Below are 19231 nucleotides of genomic sequence, written 5' to 3'. Positions count from 1 at the left end.
CTATCTATGTTTGTAGAAACAGAGTTTTTGAATTTGTAATTTTCCAGAAAGCTCTATATTCTTTGATTTTATCCAGTTAAAATGAATATGAAGTATTATCCTGATACAAGCAGCAGTCCTGATTTTTCATTGCTAGAAAAGGAAATCATAAAATTTTGGCAGGAAAATAAAATTTTTGAGCAGTCAGTTGAGAAACGTTCCAAGGATCATTGTTTTGTATTTTATGATGGGCCTCCGTTTGCAAATGGACTTCCGCATTACGGACACTTGCTTACTGGTTTTATAAAAGATGCATTTGCAAGATATCAAACTATGCTGCAAAAAAGAGTTGAACGTAGATTTGGTTGGGATTGCCATGGGCTACCGGCTGAGATGGGCGCGGAAAAAGAACTTAGAATATCTGGCAGAACTGAGATAGAGAAGTTTGGCATTGAAAAATTCAATAATCATTGCCGTACTTCTGTAATGAAATTTTCATCAGAATGGGAGAAGTATGTAAATAGACAAGCAAGATGGGTAGATTTTCATAATGACTATAAGACTATGGATAAGTCATTCATGGAGTCGGTCATGTGGGCATTTAAGCAGCTTTATGATAAAGGTCTGGTATATGAATCAATACGCGTTGTTCCCTATAGCTGGGCGTGCGAAACTCCACTCTCTAATTTTGAAACAAGGCTTGATAATGCATATAGAGAAAAAATTAGCAAAGCTGTAACTGTTGCTTTTGAACTTTTAGAAAATCCAAAGCAATTTAAACAAAAATGTAGATTACTTGCTTGGACTACAACGCCTTGGACATTGCCGAGTAACCTTGCACTGGCAATAGGAAAAGATATTGAGTATTGTGCAATGTTAGTAAATGGTGAAGTCTGCATCTTTGCTGAAAGTTATTTAGAGAAATTTGTCGGCCACTGTGAACAAAGCAATATTCAATATGAAAACTGTAATACAAAACTTAAAGCGAGTGATCTTGCAGGTCTTTCCTATAAACCACTGTTTGATTACTTTAAAGATACAAAAAATGCGTTCCGTGTTTTCAGTGCTGATTATGTTACAGCAGAAGACGGCACTGGTGTCGTGCACACTGCTCCTGGATTTGGTGAAGAAGATTTTTACCTTTGCCAAAGCCATGATATTCGAGCTGTTTGTCCAATTGATAACGGTGGGAAATTTACTGCAGAAGTTTCAGATTTAACAGGAGTTCATGTTTTTGATGCCAATGATACAGTAATAAAAAAATTAAAAGAGCAGGGGAGTTGGTTTAAGACTGAGCAACATATTCATAATTATCCTCACTGCTGGAGAACTGATACTCCCTTGATCTATCGCACTATGCCTTCTTGGTACGTTGCTGTGACAAAGTTTAAAAGCAGAATGGTAGAGCTAAATAAGAGAGTTAATTGGATGCCAAATCATATAAGAGATGGTCAATTTGGAAAATGGCTTGAAGGAGCGCACGACTGGTCTATTTCACGCAATCGATTTTGGGGTACGCCAATTCCTGTGTGGAAATCAGATGATGCAAAATATCCAAGAGTGGATGTATATGGTTCGATAGAAGAACTAGAGCGAGATTTTAATGTTAAAATAGATGACTTGCACAGACCATTTATCGATACTTTGATAAGACCAAATCCTGATGATCCAACAGGAAAATCAGTTATGCGTCGTGTGCCTGATGTGTTTGATTGTTGGTTTGAGTCTGGCTCGATGCCGTTCGCGCAAGTTCACTATCCGTTTGAAAATAAAGAGTGGTTTGAGAGTAATTTCCCTGCGGATTTTATCACTGAATATATAGCACAAACAAGAGGATGGTTTTATACGCTTTTTGTGCTTTCCACTGCTTTATTTGATAGTGAGCCATTTAAGAATTGCATATGCCACGGTGTGGTTCTTGATGTGAAAGGTCAGAAATTATCCAAACGTTTGAATAATTATGCAGATCCAATGGAGGTTTTTGACAAATATGGTTCTGATGCGCTGCGTTTTCTTATGCTATCTGGTTCCATTGTTTGCGGTGGTAATTTACTACTCGACAAAGAAGGAAAATCGATACGAGATATTCTGAAGGACGTAATAAAACCTATTTGGAATAGTTATCACTTTTTTACCATGTATGCAAATGTAGATGGAATTAGAGCTGAGGTTTGTAAAGATTATCAAAGTACCATTGATCGCTACATGATTTCCAAATGTTTTGAAGCTGTGGAAAGTATACAAGCTTCTATGAACAACTATAATTCCCAAGAGGCTTGTAAAACCCTGATGAATTTCTTTGAAGTGTTAAATAATTGGTATATTCGTCGTAGTCGTGAGCGTTTTTGGAAAAATGATTTAGATCAAGACAAAACTGATGCTTATAATGTTCTATACACAGTTTTTTATTACATGCTTCGAGCTGCAGCTCCTTTGTTGCCACTCATAACAGAGACTATATGGCAAGGGCTTGAGTACAAAGAAACATCTGTTCATTTGGCTGATTTTCCACAATCAGATAGATATGACAGTGAACTCATTGCCAAGATGGATTTGGTAAGAGAGATATGTAACTCTGCATTATCCATCAGAAATACGTTTAACATGCGCATCAGGCAGCCACTTGGCAGTATGACCATTTATCATAGGTCTTCCTGCGATTTCCTTAAAAATGAATATCAAGAGATAATAAGAGATGAGGTGAATGTAAAAGAACTAGAAATAGTAAGTGAGTTGAAAGAAGTTGCGTCACTAGAGCTAAAACTAAATTTTCCGCTACTTGGTAAGAAGGTTGCAGATAAAATCAAGAAACTAGTTCAATATGTCAAAGAAGAAAAGTGGAGACAAATTGAGAATGAGCAAATATTTCTGGGAGATGAAACAGAGAGCTATACTATAGAAAAAGGTGAGTATGAACTATTATTAAAAGCAAATAGTGAATATTCTTCTGTATTTGATAACAATAAAGGGATTGTTGTTCTGAGTACTGAGCTCAATGATGAACTAATTCTAGAAGGACTCGCGAGAGATGTTGTGAGGCTTATTCAAGAAACTAGAAAACAAGCTGATTTCCATATATCAGATAGAATCAGAGTAATAATTAAAGCAGAAGATGAGAAAATTAAGGAAGCAATAACTACATGGAATAAATATATAAAAGAGCAGACCCTTGCCTTATCTTTGGACACTAATAAAGAGATCGAGGCCGATTTCTATTCTAAGGAATACCAAGGTTTGACAGTTAGTATTAAGTTAATAAAGTTGCAAAATTAGTAATATTTATGCTATACTTAAATTGCTTTAAGTAGGGTGGTGATATGAATCAAGTTGTTGCAGATGGTCATAGAGAAGTTATTGATTTAAATAACAACAGTGATGGTTTAGGTAAAGTAGAATCTATTTTTAATGTTGCTTTGGAAGAGGAAGAAGAGTTTTTTGATGCTATGGAAGATGTTTCTAATGTAGAAGAAGAGAATGATTTAGGTCTTGCTAATTCAGAAGAGGGAGAAGAATTTTTTGATGCTATAAGTCAGCAAGATTGGTTAACTAAACAGGTAGCTGCTTTTAATGTTCCACTCAGTATATTTCATTATAAAGATTACAACTCTGACTTTTTTACTTCCTGGTATAATATATCAAGTAGAATATTTAAAGAGATAAACAGAGCTTGCCCGGAGAAAAAAGTATTAAATTTAGCTCTGTCAGTTTTAATACTTCCTTATATTGCTTTTGTTGCAATGGGGTTAGTCATATACAGTAGATTTAAAGCAGGCAGCAAAACACAAGAAGGTGTAGTGGAAGATAAGGCAAAAAAGAGTGAAACAAGTGTATCGAGAAGATTTGCATACGGTGCTCTTGCTGCAATAGCAATTTTTGTTAATGTGACTGTGCTTGTAGCCTTAATTGTTCCTGCAACAATTGCTTTGGCTACTTTTTATCTTTTAAATAGAGAGTTATCTCACTCTTTAGTTGCTGTTCTTAAAATAAGTATGGGGCGATATTCTAATAAGCACCAAAATATTGAGATATCTTTTCATGAAACGGAGTTTCCTGAACCAAACATTACATGGGATATGGAAATAAAATTTCCACCGCAATTTAAACAACTGCTTAGAGATTTATGTGAAAATGGAAATGATAAATGGTTTAGTGTGAAGCGGGGTTTAGAGCATAATATCATACTGAAATTATCAGCTAGTATCAATTTAAACAATGGTCTTAAGCCCTTGCATAATGAAATTAAGAATGTGATTGCAACTTCAATTCAAGAATTTGCAAAAAGTATGGAAGAGCTGGTGAAGCTAGAAAAAGAAGAGATTACACGTGATAAATTGAAGGAATTATTGAACGAATTCAGGTTGAAAGTGGTGAGTAGTATAGGTTCTAAGTTGACAACTCACTTAATAGAAAATGCTTATCAAGTTGCCTTTATACAAGCAATTAAGTTTCAGCAGAATAGACGGGGAGAAGATTTTTCGCTGGAAGATGAGCTAAAAAATACTTTAGTGAAGCAGAAGTTAGAAAGTCAAGGTAAGGAATTACCAAATGAGAAAGAGATGATAATAAAGGATCTAAAAGAAGCAGGAGCAAAAGTGCCAAATGCCCTAGACGATAGTGAGCTTCCTGTATTTAAAGCAGAATGGGAGCGACTTATACAAGAAGGGAAAATAACTAGGAAAACAATAATTGATGTTTATAAGAATACAGATCTTGGAAAAACAGAGGAAGTTCTGAATGATGCTAAAGAAATAATTAAAGATTTAAAAAAACAAGGACAAGTAAGATATACTGGGATACATGAAAAGCTGAAAGCAGTGTATAATGAAGGAAAAAACAACTTAACAAACGATGATTTAAAAAGGAAATTAGAAGGTCTTTTTAAGTTCGAGTATGGTGATCAAGAAGTTGAGCGAAGGCTAGTAAAATCAGTAATGAAAAAAGCAAAGGGTGAGTTAGGCCTATTAGTCATGCTAAGCTTAATAGACCAGTTTCGAGATTTAGAAGAGGAGATAAAAGGTCCTTTGAATGGGGAAAGTTTAGAAGAAGCTTCAGGTAAAGTGAATGATTTTATAGCAAAGATGTATTTAGAAATAACGAAACGTAAAACACAAGATTTGTTTAAAAGTCAAGCAAAGGGTATAGAGAATTCATGTAAGTTATTAGAAAGGGGGGCACCAGATCTAGTAGAAAAGATTAATTCACATCGAGTGAGAATTGAAAAATACTTAAAAAGACCTGAACAACCTATACTATTAAGAAAAATAATAGAAGGGAATAAGGACTTAAATAAGTACTTAGAAGATGAGTGGAATAGAAAAGGAGAAAAGCATCCAAATACGAAATTAATAGAGAAGCACTTGAAAAATAACCAAGAAATTCTGAAAGCATTAAAACAGTTAGAATTAGAAGAAAAAGGATTATTGATAAATGAAGAAACAAAAAATGATTATAGAGAAGAACTGGAATCTCGCGAAAAAATAAAGTTTGCAATAATAGAAGATGCTTTACTTAAAGCATTCGAGCATGAAATTTTTGATGAAGAAGCAATTAAGAAGTTATTAGAGGAAGCGGAACTTGAGTACTACTTGGCAGAAAAGTGCATAAAAAGTCCTGTAATTAAAATGAAAGATAATATCAAACACTTTTGTCAAGATTTATTGTCTCCTTTAATAAATAGGTTGGTGGAAAATATAGTAAATAATGTGCCAAAAAGCGATAAGAGTTCATGGCTGCAGCCTATAAAAGCTATTAGGACAGGCTTGGGATATATTCAAACAGGTCTTGCCGTTGCAATGCGTGGGGATAAGAGCGCAGAAGGAAAAGCGTTGAGTGTGGCACATGATACTCATAAGGAAGTAGAAACATTTCTTCAACATTTTCAATCAAGTTATGAGGAAGTAGGAGTTTTTTTTGGTAATTTATTTTCTGATGATGGAGAAACATTTAAAAATGATGTGTGGCCTCAAATAGAAGAGCATTTGCATGGAATGTGGGATAGATTTTTCAAAGATATTGAATTCAAGATAGGAAATAAATTGGATGAAGTAAACGTGACACAGCAAAATCAGGAAACGGCGATTACGGCTTAATAATGAGCTCTCAAAGTTCCTTCAGTATTTTCACACACTAAGTTGACTATCATATTTGATTCTTTTTGGATTTCCTCTTCAGTTAAAGTGTGAGTTGGAGAGCAGAAAGTAACTGAAAATGCTATAGACATCTTATTCGATTCTATATTGTTTCCATGATATACATCAAATATCAAAACTTCTGTGATGAGCTCTGAGCTTTTTTTCACCATATTGATTATACTGCCTGCTGCTACATCTTTATTTACAATAAATGCAAAGTCGCGTTTTACACTTTGATATTTATAATCGATAAATTTTTTTCTACTTATAGGTAAATTTTCGATATTTTCTAATATCAACTCAAAGCCTACAATTTTTTGTTTGATGTTAAAAAAATCCAATATACTCGGATGCAATTCTCCAAAATAACCAACTATTTTACTTCTAAAAGATAAGGAGCCTGATTTTCCTGGGTGATAATATTCTTTTTCTGCTCTCTCTATTGCTAAATTATCACAATTGACATTAAAAAGTTCCAAAGCTGTTATGAGGTCAGCCTTTGCATCAAAAATATCTACTTTTCTATCAGTGTTATAGTGGTTTTTCGGCGAATTATTTCCTGATCTAATTCCACTTAAAACGTACTTAAACTGAGCCTCACCATTATAAATTGGTCCAATTTCAAAAATTGCGAGATCAGATATCCCGTGAGCAATATTATCTGCAGTGACTTGCAACAAATTTGGTATGACACTTGGCCTCATTATATTGAAGTTATTATTAAATGGATTATCGATAATGAATAACTTATTCAAGTAACCAAACTTTTCAGCTATTGATTCACTCATAAAAGACCAAGTTATCACTTCATGAAATCCTCTGCTTGTCATTAAAATGCGCAAATCATCTTGTGTCTCTTCTTCTACTGTAACGTCTTCTGCTAGTTGCTCTTCCTTTATTTTATCATAGCCGTATATTCTTACTGCCTCTTCAACTAGGTCAGCAGGTATTTTTATGTCTGGTCTCCAGCTTGGTACTTGTATATTCCAATTACCTTCGGTTTTTTTATCGATACTAAACCCTAATTTTGTTAAAATATTGAATACTTCATCAGGTGATGCAGATACACTTCCAAGTTTGTTTACATCTTGATAATCGAAATTTATCTTGGTATCAGCCTTGTTCAGATTGCCAGCAGACACTACACTTGACACTTCTCCGCCACATAAATCCAAAATCATTTTGGCTGCAAGATTGAGTCCATCAAGGGTAAATTCAGGGTCAATTGAACGTGCAAATCTGTAACTTGAGTCTGTGGAGATGCCTAGCTGCCTTGAAGATTTAGTGATAGAGATGGGGTCAAACCAAGCAGACTCTAAAAAGATATCAGTAGTCTCAAGAGTGCATTCACTGTACTTACTGCCCATAATTCCAGCAATTGCATGAACATTTTTATTATCAGAAATAACTCTTATGTCTTTGTTTAATAAGTACTCTTTATCATTTAAACCAATAAATTTTTCTTCGTCATTTGCTTTGCGTACTATGAGCTCTCCTTCTATTTTTTTTGCATCATACGCGTGCATCGGGCGCCCGAAAGATATCATAATGTAATTAGTAATATCAACTATTGCAGAAATGGAGCGCATTCCTATCGATTCCAGACTATCTTTTAGCCATTTTGGACTCTCTTTATTTTTTACATTAGTGATATATGCTCCACTAATAAAACTCTCCCCATCGATGACTTTGACGTTTATTAGTGAGTTCATAGAAGCGGTAAGTTGTGGAATGGTTAAAGTCTTTAACGTTCCAATTCCAGTTGCTGCTAGATCACGTGCTATTCCATAAACACCTAAGCAATCTCCACGGTTTGGAGTGATGTTTATGTCAATTACAGGATCGCAATTGAAAAATTTATCTCCTGTTTTATAATCATCAGAAAGCTCGATTATTCCTTCACTTTCATCTTGAGTCAGCGAAAGCTCAGAGGCAGAGCAGAGCATCCCTTCACTTAGCACTCCTCTTATTTTTGTAGGCTTAATTGTAAAGTTGCTTTCTGGCAATGTGCTACCAAGAGATGCAAGTACAGTCTTCATGCCTTCTTTAACATTTTTTGCTCCGCAGACTATCTGCAGAACTTTACTTCTATCATTTACTCTACATAATTTTAATTTATCAGCATTTGGATGAGGTGCAACTTCTAATACTTCTGCAACAACAAACCCGGCCAATCTGGAATTGTCGATCACATTCTCTACTTCCAACCCTATGTGAGTTAATTTATCAGTAATTTCCTCTAAATTAGCATTGGTTTCTAAGTACTCTAATAACCAAGATAATGTGAACTTCATTTATCTAACAAGAAACAAAAATTCATTGTAATGTAAAATGTGATGTTTTTAAAGTTTGTTGTAATAAGTGGCTTCTATATTGCAAGAAACAACAGAGAAGCCTACTCTTTCTACAAAGAAAGAATTTTCTTTATATCACCTTTGCAGTCCATTTCCATGCAGAGTTGAATGTTCATATTGTGATCATCTATATGGAAATTATAAATGTAAGCATCACCAGTGAAATTTCCTATAACATCATGGCTTTCATTTAGCATTTCACCTGCCATGTGGAAAAGACCAGTGTCTGAGTTAGAAGAATAATCTGTAAACTTGATGTACCCGTTACCACATTCCTGTTCTAAATTTAAAGGTGGATTAGTAAAATCTATTTCGTTCATAATTGCCTCATATTAAAATTAAATTATAGTTAAAATAAGATGTTAAGTCAAGAATTTAGAATAAGATTGGTAGCTGACTATAATTTGCATTTTAATTGTATATTTTGTTAATATGTTAATGCTATAATAATACAGAGCTCCTTATATTAATTCTTGACTTTATTCTATAAAATTTATACTTTATTTACTGCTGCAGTTTAAGTATACAGGGTCAAAATGGCGTTAAATCCGCTAGAACAATTTAAAGTATATACAATAATAGAACTACCAAAATTATTTGGGTATGACATAAACTTTACCAACTCATCTCTTTTTATGATGATCTCGGTGATATTAATGGTACTGTTTTTGCTCCTTGGAATAAGAAAAGGTGCAGTAATACCAGGATATTTGCAAGCTGCAGTTGAATATGTATATGATTTTATTGTTTCAATAATAGAAAGTAACACTGGAAGCAAAGGTTTGGAGCACATTCCTTTGATATTTACAGTATTTATTTTCATTTTATCGTGTAATTTAGTTGGTGTTCTTCCTTATAGTTTCACAGTTACAAGTCATGTGATAGTTACCTTCGCTTTATCAATGGTGGTTTTTACTTATATAACGATTGTTGGGTTTAAAGAAAGAGGAGTAGAATTTTTACGTATATTGCTACCAAAAGGAACTCCTTCGTGGCTTGCACCTATAATCATCATTATTAAATTATTTGCTTATTTAGTAAGACCGATTAGTTTATCAATAAGGCTTGCAGCAAATATGATTGCGGGTCATACAATCATCAAAGTGATAGCAGGATTCGTCGTAAATATGAACATATTTTTTACACCTGCACCTTTTTTGTTTATAATTGCACTAATAGGATTTGAAGTATTTGTTGCAGTTTTGCAAGCTTATATATTTACTATATTAACATGTGTATATTTGTCAGATGCAGTAAAGTAATTGACTTCCTTGCAGAATATTTTACAATTATATTATAAAGAAATAGTTAAAGGTAATATATGGATTTAGTGGCTTTAAAATTTATAGCAATTGGTTTGGCTGTATTTGGAATGCTCGGTGCTGGTTTAGGTATAGCTAATATCTTCTCTGCTATGTTAAATGGGATTGCGAGAAATCCTGAGTCAGAAGGTAAAATGAAAAGTTACGTTTATATTGGTGCTGCCATGGTTGAAATCATGGGGTTGCTTGCGTTTGTACTTGCAATGTTATTAATATTTGCTGCTTAACAGATGCCACAGCTTGATATTTCAACTTTCTCTTCTCAAATTTTCTGGTTTTTAATTTTTTTCTCTTCACTTTTTTTTATAGTGAGTTGTTTGTTTTTACCGAAGTTAGATGAAATAATAAGCACTAGAAGTAAAGAAGTGTTAGATTCATTTAATAGTTCTATTCACCTTTTAAGACTTACAGAAGAGCAAATTGCCAAGTATAATGCAGCTTTAAATCAAGCTAGAGTACGGGCAAAAAAAATCATAGATGATGCATTTGCTCAAGTAGAAGAAATGAGAGCGAATGTTAAGGATATATTGGAAGAGGAAGACAAGAAGATGATTAAACTTGTTGAAGAAAAGGTAGTACAATTTAAATCTAAGTATATTAGTGAATTAAAACAAATGGCTACTAGTATTGCTTTGATTTACTATACTAAGTTAGCTAATTCTGAGATTGAAGAGGAATTTGTTGCTGATTTGGTATCCAAAGAATTTTAGGGTTTTTATGTCTACATTACTAGTTATAAGCCTTGCTTTTTTAGTAGGTTTTATCCTCTCATATAAATTGCTAAGGAAGATAATAAAAAACGCGCTTAACAATAAACGTAACAAAAGCAAGTTTTCAAGTGAAGAAACTGAAAAATTCAGAAAAGATATGTTGGAGTATTACAAAAAATCTTCTGAAAAATACAAAAAATTAGATGCAGAAGTTAACAAAATGATGAATGAAGCACTTGATAAGGCTAATAGTATTATTAAGCATAATAGACAGCAACTCGATCAAACGTTAGATGAAAATTCCCATTCTAATTTGAAGAAAGTTACTGACCAAGTTGAAAAAGCTCTTGGGGATTTACAAGCTAACACAGCGAGTATAGCTGCTGATGCTGTAAAAAAAATAATGCATGAACGTAAAGATGATAAGCGTAGTAGTGAGGTTATATCTTCGTTTTCACGTGACTTGAGCAAAAAGTTGCATTAAGTTTAATGCCTGTACTTCAAACTGATAATGTAGAAAAAATTAAATTTGATTCTAGTTTATGCAAAGAATAAGAGAAACTTTTCTACTATAGGTTTAATATAATTCCTTGGCAAAAATTAAATGATACTACTTTTTTTATGGTTGAAGACATAAGCCAAGATATCAACCTTTGGGTCGAATCTCATTACGGTATTGAATATGTATTGATAAAAGTAGATAGCAAACAGATTTTAAATCTTCTTAACTCACACTTTGGTATTTCAGAATTCGCAAGTAACTACTTATATTATAAGAATCCTAATTTTTCAGCTAAAAGCATTAGGCTCAGTTCAATCTTTTTTTCCTCTTTCTTTGTTATGATTTCGACTTTAACACTGACAAAAAAATATGCATATTTTGCTTTGGTGTTGATATTTATAATCGGATGTTCTAGTTCTTTATTCAAATTTGTAACTAAAATTTTTGGCTTGCGTAAAATTTCTAACCAAAAAGCAGATTATGATAAGATGAATGAACCTATATATACTATTTTATTGCCTGCTTTTAAAGAGAATGCGGTTATAAAGCAATTGATTAAGAGCATTGAAAGTTTGGATTATCCAAAATCAAAATTAGATGTAAAGCTTGTGATAGAGAGAGATGATCAAGAAATGTTGGCAGCTATAGAAAAATGCACTTTACCACAGTATTTTGAAGTAATAAAAGTGCCTCATTCTCTGCCTAAAACAAAAGCTAAGTCATGCAATTATGCTATGAGTTTTGCTAGAGGAAGGTATGTGGTAATATATGATGCAGATGACAAGCCAGATCCGTTGCAGTTAAAAAAAGCACTAATTGAATTTAATAAGGGCGACGAAAAGTTGGCTTGTGTACAGGCGAAATTAAATTACTATAACTTTGGTTGCAATTTTCTTACAAAATTCTTTTCTCTCGAGTATATGAACTGGTTTCAATATTTTTTGCCTGGATTTCAAAAAATGAACATGCCAATACCTTTGGGTGGTAGCAGTAACCATTTTTCAGTGGAAATTTTAAAGAAAGTGCTTTTTTGGGATGCTTACAATGTCACTGAAGACGCTGACCTTGGTTTGAGACTTGCGCAAATGGGATATAAAACCAGGATTATTGATTCAGAAACATTGGAAGAATCACCAACTACTGTGTTTGCTTGGATCAAACAAAGAGCACGCTGGATTAAAGGTTATATGCAAACTTACATTGTTCACTTAAAAAATATAAAATTACTTTTTAAGCACACTGGACTCAAAGGAATTTTGCTATTAAACTTTTTTGTTGGTTCCTCAGCTTTGATGTTTTTTATGACTCCTTTTTTGTTGCTTTCATTGGTGCTGACTCAAATTTTGAATGAATTATTCTTATATTATTTTATAATAGTATACGGTATTAACTTGATTTTTTTGATAATAGCTATCAGACAACAAAAAATGCCTTTTTATTTTTATATAGTATCAATATTTTTTCCCGTCTATAGTCTACTACATAGCGTTGCAGCTTTTCTCGCTTTGTGGGAATTTGTTATTCACCCTCAGCAATGGAATAAAACTCAGCATGGATTATGGAAGCAAAACCTGTAGCTATTTGGCTTTTTCTCTGCTCTCTCATGGTGATTTGCATGGTGGGAATTGGTGGATTTACCAGACTTTCAAAAGCAGGATTGTCAATCACGGAATGGAAACCAATTACCGGAACATTGCCACCGCTGAGTGAACAAGACTGGCTAAAAGAAAAATCAAAATATGAAGCTACACCTGAATATAAAGCATTTAATTATGGTATGAGTATGGAAGAGTTTCGCACCATATACTTAATAGAATATGTGCACAGGTTAATTGCAAGGCTGACAGGTTTAGTTTTTATCTTACCATTTATATACTTTACACTAAAAAAAAGAATACCTAAAAATGCAGTAATAAGGTTATCTACAGCACTATTATTTGGAATTTTACAAGCTTTTGCTGGTTGGTATATGGTAAAAAGCGGTTTGGTAGTCAATCCTCATGTTAGTCACTATAAGCTCGCACTTCACTTACTGCTTGCATTGGGTATCTTTGCATTATTGTCATATCAATTTTTTGATTACCAAATCAGGCCAAAGCAAACTAAACTTAAGATTAGTTGTAACACCAAGTACTACGTAGGAATTATTTTAGTTCTGATCATGATACAAATAATTTTCGGCGCATTTGTTGCAGGATTAAATGCTGGTCTAATTTACAATACCTTTCCACTAATGGACGGACAAATCGTTCCAGAAGATTTATTTTTCTTACAGCCTACATGGCTCAATATCTTTGAAAATAGAGCAACAGTGCAATTTGTGCATAGAGTACTGGCATTGCTGATATTAGTTCTGGTAGCAATACTCACAATAAAAAATGCCAGTATAAGACCATTATATGTTATGCTATTCTCTGTCATCATTCAGGTAATTCTAGGAATAGTCACTTTGTTGCTGCATATACCAATGGCTATTGCTATAGCCCATCAAATGTTTTCATTTATCTTATTTGGATCAGGTTTATACTGCTTGCGTTATTTAAGAAATCAGATCTAATACTAAATCACCAGCCTGTACATTTTTCCCTTCTTTAACAGAGATATTTTTTATTACCATTTCTGATTCAGCACATATAATATTTTCCATTTTCATTGCTTCCACAACAAATAGAGGTTGTCCTACCTCTACCTGATCTCCAGCATTGACATGTAATTTAACCAATAAACCAGATATTGGAGATTTCACAGTATCTACTGAAATCCCTTCAGTTTTGTTGTTTAGCATTAATTTGCTTAGTTTAGCTATATGAGGTTTCAATACACAACATTCAGCTCTCATACCTGCGTGTCTTATGAAATATTTGCTGTCTTGTCTTTCTATTTTAAGTGCTATATTGGTATCATCATTAATTGTGATATATAGTAATCTGTAACTTGATTTCCACTTACCCACCACGGAGTATTTATTGTGGTTATATACTGTTGTTAATGTGTTATCTTGATACTTTGCATTTGCGGAGTACTCATTGTCATCTATTTTCACTGTGAATACTTCTTCTATTGACTTACTGTAATACCTTCCCTCATTTTCTAAGTGAGCATACAGTGCAGTAAAGATAAATATTTTAATATATTCTTCTGTAATAAAATCGCCGTGAAATCCACTAGGGTAATGATCTGGAATGAATCTCGTGTGGAGTTTTGCTGCAATAAAGTTTGGATGATGGAAAATGGATTCTAGAAATTCTATATTATTTGTTACTCCTTCTATATAACATTCAGACAATGCTTTTTGCATTCTGCTGATTGCCTTTATTCTATCTTTTCCATAGGTTATAACTTTTGCAATCATTGAGTCGTAGAACATGCTGATTTCTGAACCGCTAGCTACTCCATCATCTATTCTTACATCATCCGGTTTGTCGTAATATTTGATTCTTCCGCTGGAAGGAAAAAATTTCTTTGATGGGTCTTCAGCACAAATTCTACTTTCTATTGCAGAACCAGTAAGTTTAATATCATCCTGATTGAATCTCAATTTTTCTCCACAGGAAGTTCTAATCATTTCTTCTACTATGTCTATTCCAGTTATAAATTCTGTTACTGGATGCTCAACTTGTAATCTCGTATTTACCTCAAGAAAATAGAAGTTTTGGTCTTTATCTACAACAAACTCGACAGTACCTGCTGAAAAATAACCAACTTGCTTTGCCAAAGAAACACATTGGGCATACATCTTTTGTCTTACTTCTTCACTAATAAATGGACTTGGAGTTTCTTCCATTATTTTCTGGTTATTCCTTTGTATCGAGCATTCCCTCTCTCCAAGACACACTATATTGCCATATTTATCTGCTATGATTTGTATTTCAATGTGTCTTGGCAGCTCTATATATTTCTCTATAAAAATACTACCATCTTTAAAACTTTTCTCTGCTTCGTTTGTTGCTGATGTAAATGCTAGTTCAATTTCTTTTTTGGAATATACAATTCGCATTCCTTTGCCACCACCACCTGATGCAGCTTTGAGCATAACGGGAAAACCAATCTCTTCAGCAACGATGTCTGCGTGGGCAGCATCTTCGATCTTACCCATATATCCTGGCACTACATTTACTCCAGCTTTTCTTGCCTCTTCTTTTGCCGTTATTTTATTGGCTGTAACTTCTATTGTTTCTGCACTTGGACCAATGAAATCTATGTTATGTTTTTCCAGAGCACGGGGAAAACCTGGATTTTCTGCTAAAAACCCATAGCCAGGATGAACCGCTTCAGCACCTGTTTCAACTGCCACCTCGCATATTTTTTCAATATTTAAATAACTCAGGCAAGAAGGTGAAGGACCAATGTACTTCGACTCATCTGCTTGCCTTACATGCACAGAATTTACATCTGCATCTGAATATACGCATACACAAGATATACCCATCTTGCGCGCAGTTTTGATTATCCTGCAAGCAATCTCTCCTCTATTTGCTATTAAAATTTTACTATACTTCTTTCTTATCATCTTATAAGTATACTTCCTTAAGTTAAGAAAGTAAATTTCTATATTATTCCTTGCAAGTACTTCATGTTGGGGCTAAACCACTATCTACAAGTTGCATAACATCAGGATCTGTCAATGTAGTACTTTCGTTATTCAAGCTATATATCTCGTTACATGCCTTAAATAACAGATATGAAGATCCTCCAGAAGCTATTGTTGCTATTGAAGCCAATGCAAGAGATTGAGAAGCCGAAAATAGAAGATACAAAGATATACACATAGCGATAGCACACACTATAGCCCCTACTATGTATAAGCATAGATGAAACTTTTTACTACATATAAAGCTGCATTTTATGCCTGCAATTTGCTTAACTTCCTTCCGCTCTGCAGGGTCCAAGAAATAAAGGGGTGATACTACCTTCTTCCCGTCATCCTTAATATAGCTTTTATCGAGGAGTGCTTCCTTAATATATTTCTTATTGTTCTCAAATTCCTTTTTTAAGCTTTTTACTTTCTCCCAATCTTTAGCTTCTTTTGCTTTCTTGACTCTGCTCTCAGTATCTTCTTCTAAATACTCTATAATCTCTTTTAACGCAGGTAACAGAATTCCTTTACTTGCTGCTATATGAAATGGGTTTCCATTTTCATCAATTCTATGCTTAGCTACACAAGCAACTCTTTTCTTGCAAGCTTCAATAAATTTATTTTCATCCTCTTTTGTTATAACTCCTCTTGCAATTTCAAATAAATTATCCATATACACACCTCACTGCATTCACTAATGTTAAATTATACAATGCAGTTTATTAAAAATAAATGTAAATTAATCTTTCAAATTTACTATAGTTCCACGTTGTTGCAAGTACAAATTTTAGTTATCATCGGTTATGTTATCACAATAGACAAATATGCCAGGTATAGTTACTAGATTCGCTCCATCACCAACAGGATTTTTACATATTGGAGGAGCTCGCACAGCTTTGTTTAATTGGCTCTATGCGCAGCGTCATGGTGGCCAGTTTTTACTAAGGATTGAGGATACCGACAGAAAACGTTCAACACAGGAAGCAATTGATGCAATAATAGATGGGTTAAAATGGCTTGGAATAAACTATGATGGAGAAATAATATACCAATCGAGAAGAATAGCTAGACATATTGAAGTTGCAAATCTTTTAGTTGAAAAGGGTAGGGCGTATCACTGTTACTGCCCTGAAGATGAAGTTGCAGAAAAGAAGGCAAGAGCAAGAGAAGAAGGAAAAATATATAAGCATAAGTGTACTCATTCGACATCAAGCGCAAACCCTGTTGTCCGTTTCAAAGTGCCAGACTCAGAAGATATTGTTGTTGACGATAAAATATACGGCCAAGTTACAATAAGTAGCGATCAGCTTGATGAAATAGTAATCTTGCGCTCTGACAATACTCCAACATATATTTTTGCTGTAGTGGTTGATGATCATGATGCTGGAATAACCGATATTATACGTGGCTCTGATCATCTCACTAATACCTTCAAGCAATTACTAATATACCAAGCTCTTGATTTTGATGTTCCACGCTTTGCACATGTACCGCTAATTCATGGAGAAGACGGGAATAAGCTATCTAAAAGGCATGGGGCTACAAGTGTTTGCGATTATGAAAAGATGGGAATATTGCCACAGGCAATGCGTAATTACTTGCTAAGACTTGGCTGGAGTCATGGCAACGATGAGATTATTAGCGATGAGCAAGCAATAGAGTGGTTTAATTTAGAAAGCATCGGTCGTTCACCTGCACGGCTCGATTTCAAAAAACTGGAGCATTTGAATAACCACTATATTAGTAATATGAGCAATGAAGATATTCTGACTCTAATACTTAGAGAAAATACTCTAACTGACAAAAAAAAGGGCTATTTACTGCAGGGACTGACAGAGCTGAAAAAAAGAGCAAACTGTCTGACCGAATTATTGGACTTAGCAAAATTTTATATTCAAGTTGATTTTAGTGAAGAAGCTCAGCAAATTGTGAAATCTAACCTCAATGTAATTAAATTACTTGCATCATTTCTTTCGAGTGTAGGTAGTGAAGATTGGAATAAGAATTTTTTATCTTCTCAGATTAAGGAATTTTCAAAATTACATAATATAAAAATGAGCGATATATACCACTCATTACGCGCCCCAATAACTGGAATAATGGATGCGCCTGGAATCATTGATATCATGGTAATTCTTGGTAAAGATGAGTGTATAAAAAGATTGCAAGCAATTTAAATAAAAAATTGCTTGACAGACTCTGGTAGCTTCATTATAGTGGAAAATGAAGGTTTTTTAGGATCCAAAATCTATCTTCACCTGCAGGTTTTTTCACCAAATAATCAAATTTCAGCAAAAAATACATAAGTTTATTTTTGCTAGCTCTTTATTCACATAGGAGGGTTTATGTCTAGAATTCCTGATACTTGACTTTTATTTTTAAGTTAAAAACCAACTGGCGCCTATGGTTTTTATATTAGTAATATGAGCAATGAAGATATTCTGACTCTAATACTTAGAGAAAATACTCTAACTGACAAAAAAAAGGGCTATTTACTGCAGGGACTGACAGAGCTGAAAAAAAGAGCAAACTGTCTGACCGAATTATTGGACTTAGCAAAATTTTATATTCAAGTTGATTTTAGTGAAGAAGCTCAGCAAATTGTGAAATCTAACCTCAATGTAATTAAATTACTTGCATCATTTCTTTCGAGTGTAGGTAGTGAAGATTGGAATAAGAATTTTTTATCTTCTCAGATTAAGGAATTTTCAAAATTACATAATATAAAAATGAGCGATATATACCACTCATTACGCGCCCCAATAACTGGAATAATGGATGCGCCTGGAATCATTGATATCATGGTAATTCTTGGTAAAGATGAGTGTATAAAAAGATTGCAAGCAATTTAAATAAAAAATTGCTTGACAGACTCTGGTAGCTTCATTATAGTGGAAAATGAAGGTTTTTTAGGATCCAAAATCTATCTTCACCTGCAGGTTTTTTCACCAAATAATCAAATTTCAGCAAAAAATACATAAGTTTATTTTTGCTAGCTCTTTATTCACATAGGAGGGTTTATGTCTAGAATTCCTGATACTTGACTTTTATTTTTAAGTTAAAAAAACAATTGGTGCCTATGGTTTTCACATAAAATCATTTTAAATTGTTAAAGTTAATACGGGCTTTTTTTGCCTTTTTTTATTGTCCCAAATTTGGGAGAAAAACCCTGGACCATCCTTTCAAGAATATAATTTTAAGGTGAAAAATTTGAAAGAATGTGGAATATTATAGAAAAAGTAGTCACTCTGTATATATATCACATAGTGTGGATAACAAAATATCGATATCCAGTATTAGTTGGAGATATTGGGCAGAAAACTAAAGAAGTTGTACAAGAAGTATGTAGAGATAATCAAGTAGAGAGGTAGAGTTGCGTCAACATGTATACGTTTCTATACCCCCATACTTAAGTATTAGTAAGTTAGTGCAGTTAATAAAAGGAAAAAGTTCCAGAAAAATCCAACAAAACTTTCCAGAGCTGAGAAAAAGATACTGGGTTATGGGTAGTAGGCTACTTTGTCAGGATTAGCGGAAACGTAACTGACGAAATGATAAAAAATTATATTGAAAATCACTCTAAAAAAGAAGATAAATTTGGTGACTTTCAAGTCGAATGTTAGCATTCTATGCTCTCTCTCAATCTTTGGATTTCAA

General features: G+C 33.6%; 13 protein-coding genes and 2 pseudogenes. 11 read left to right on the top strand and 4 right to left on the bottom strand.

All coding sequences use genetic code 11. The annotated features are described in order from the left end of the window. Window positions 1–81 precede the first annotated feature (81 nt). Window positions 82–3252 carry an isoleucine--tRNA ligase gene (gene ileS / locus BBB02_RS01720; protein WP_127463769.1) on the top strand — a complete coding sequence of 1057 codons (3171 nt, stop codon included), beginning with the start codon at window positions 82–84 and terminating at the stop codon, window positions 3250–3252. Between the two features lie 44 nt (window positions 3253–3296). Beyond that, window positions 3297–6068, top strand: coding sequence for a hypothetical protein (locus BBB02_RS01715; RefSeq protein WP_127463768.1), 2772 nt, complete (start codon window positions 3297–3299; stop codon window positions 6066–6068). Here BBB02_RS01715 and pheT read toward each other — a convergent pair. After that, a complete protein-coding gene (pheT, locus tag BBB02_RS01710; RefSeq protein ID WP_127463767.1) occupies window positions 6065–8404 on the bottom strand; it encodes a phenylalanine--tRNA ligase subunit beta in 2340 nt (779 codons plus the stop codon). The genes BBB02_RS01715 and pheT overlap by 4 nt on opposite strands. 110 nt (window positions 8405–8514) lie before the next feature. Then, a complete protein-coding gene (locus BBB02_RS01705) occupies window positions 8515–8784 on the bottom strand; it encodes a hypothetical protein (RefSeq protein WP_010402566.1) in 270 nt (89 codons plus the stop codon). 216 nt (window positions 8785–9000) lie between these two features. On the opposite strand from BBB02_RS01705, the gene BBB02_RS01700 reads away from it, so the two are divergent. The 6 genes from BBB02_RS01700 to BBB02_RS01675 all read left to right on the top strand — a co-directional run bounded on the left by BBB02_RS01700 (window position 9001) and on the right by BBB02_RS01675 (window position 13555). Beyond that, window positions 9001–9726 carry a F0F1 ATP synthase subunit A gene (locus BBB02_RS01700; protein ID WP_015587920.1) on the top strand — a complete coding sequence of 242 codons (726 nt, stop codon included), beginning with the start codon at window positions 9001–9003 and terminating at the stop codon, window positions 9724–9726. A 59-nt stretch (window positions 9727–9785) separates the two neighbouring features. Continuing rightward, entirely contained in the window at window positions 9786–10013 is a 228-nt protein-coding gene (locus tag BBB02_RS01695) for a F0F1 ATP synthase subunit C (protein WP_006014985.1), read from the top strand. Window positions 10014–10016: 3 nt separating this feature from the next. After that, window positions 10017–10496: a F0F1 ATP synthase subunit B family protein gene (locus BBB02_RS01690; protein ID WP_108783993.1), complete on the top strand. Its 480-nt coding sequence runs from the start codon at window positions 10017–10019 to the stop codon at window positions 10494–10496. A 7-nt stretch (window positions 10497–10503) separates the two neighbouring features. Further along, a complete protein-coding gene (locus tag BBB02_RS01685) occupies window positions 10504–10980 on the top strand; it encodes a F0F1 ATP synthase subunit B family protein (protein ID WP_127463766.1) in 477 nt (158 codons plus the stop codon). A 137-nt stretch (window positions 10981–11117) separates the two neighbouring features. Further along, on the top strand, window positions 11118–12575 hold the full coding sequence (locus BBB02_RS01680) for a glycosyltransferase family 2 protein (protein WP_245970157.1): 1458 nt from the start codon (window positions 11118–11120) through the stop codon (window positions 12573–12575). Further along, window positions 12557–13555: a COX15/CtaA family protein gene (locus BBB02_RS01675; protein WP_127463765.1), complete on the top strand. Its 999-nt coding sequence runs from the start codon at window positions 12557–12559 to the stop codon at window positions 13553–13555. The genes BBB02_RS01680 and BBB02_RS01675 overlap by 19 nt, the downstream gene beginning before the upstream one ends. On the opposite strand, the gene BBB02_RS01670 is transcribed toward BBB02_RS01675, so the two are convergent. Further along, window positions 13538–15508, bottom strand: coding sequence for an acetyl-CoA carboxylase biotin carboxylase subunit (locus BBB02_RS01670; protein ID WP_127463764.1), 1971 nt, complete (start codon window positions 15506–15508; stop codon window positions 13538–13540). The two genes, BBB02_RS01675 and BBB02_RS01670, sit on opposite strands and share 18 nt — an antisense overlap. Before the next feature lie 61 nt (window positions 15509–15569). Next, window positions 15570–16247 (bottom strand): hypothetical protein, encoded by a 678-nt coding sequence (locus tag BBB02_RS01665; protein WP_063630675.1) that lies wholly within the window; start codon window positions 16245–16247, stop codon window positions 15570–15572. Between the two features lie 151 nt (window positions 16248–16398). Between BBB02_RS01665 and gltX the strand changes: the two genes are divergently transcribed. The 3 genes and pseudogenes from gltX to tnpA all read left to right on the top strand — a co-directional run bounded on the left by gltX (window position 16399) and on the right by tnpA (window position 19197). Beyond that, complete coding sequence (gene gltX / locus BBB02_RS01660; RefSeq protein ID WP_127463763.1) at window positions 16399–17751, top strand: glutamate--tRNA ligase; 1353 nt, start codon at window positions 16399–16401, stop codon at window positions 17749–17751. Window positions 17752–17985: 234 nt separating this feature from the next. Continuing rightward, window positions 17986–18426 (top strand): annotated as a pseudogene (locus BBB02_RS01655) (glutamate--tRNA ligase); the annotation flags it as partial. A 368-nt stretch (window positions 18427–18794) separates the two neighbouring features. Further along, window positions 18795–19197, top strand: a pseudogene (gene tnpA, locus BBB02_RS01650) (IS200/IS605 family transposase). Window positions 19198–19231: the final 34 nt, after the last annotated feature.

The sequence above is a fragment of the Wolbachia endosymbiont of Bemisia tabaci genome, from assembly GCF_003999585.1.
Classification (GTDB): domain Bacteria; phylum Pseudomonadota; class Alphaproteobacteria; order Rickettsiales; family Anaplasmataceae; genus Wolbachia.
Note: the sequence above shows the minus strand (reverse complement) of the source record. Positions and strands in the feature narration are given on the sequence as shown.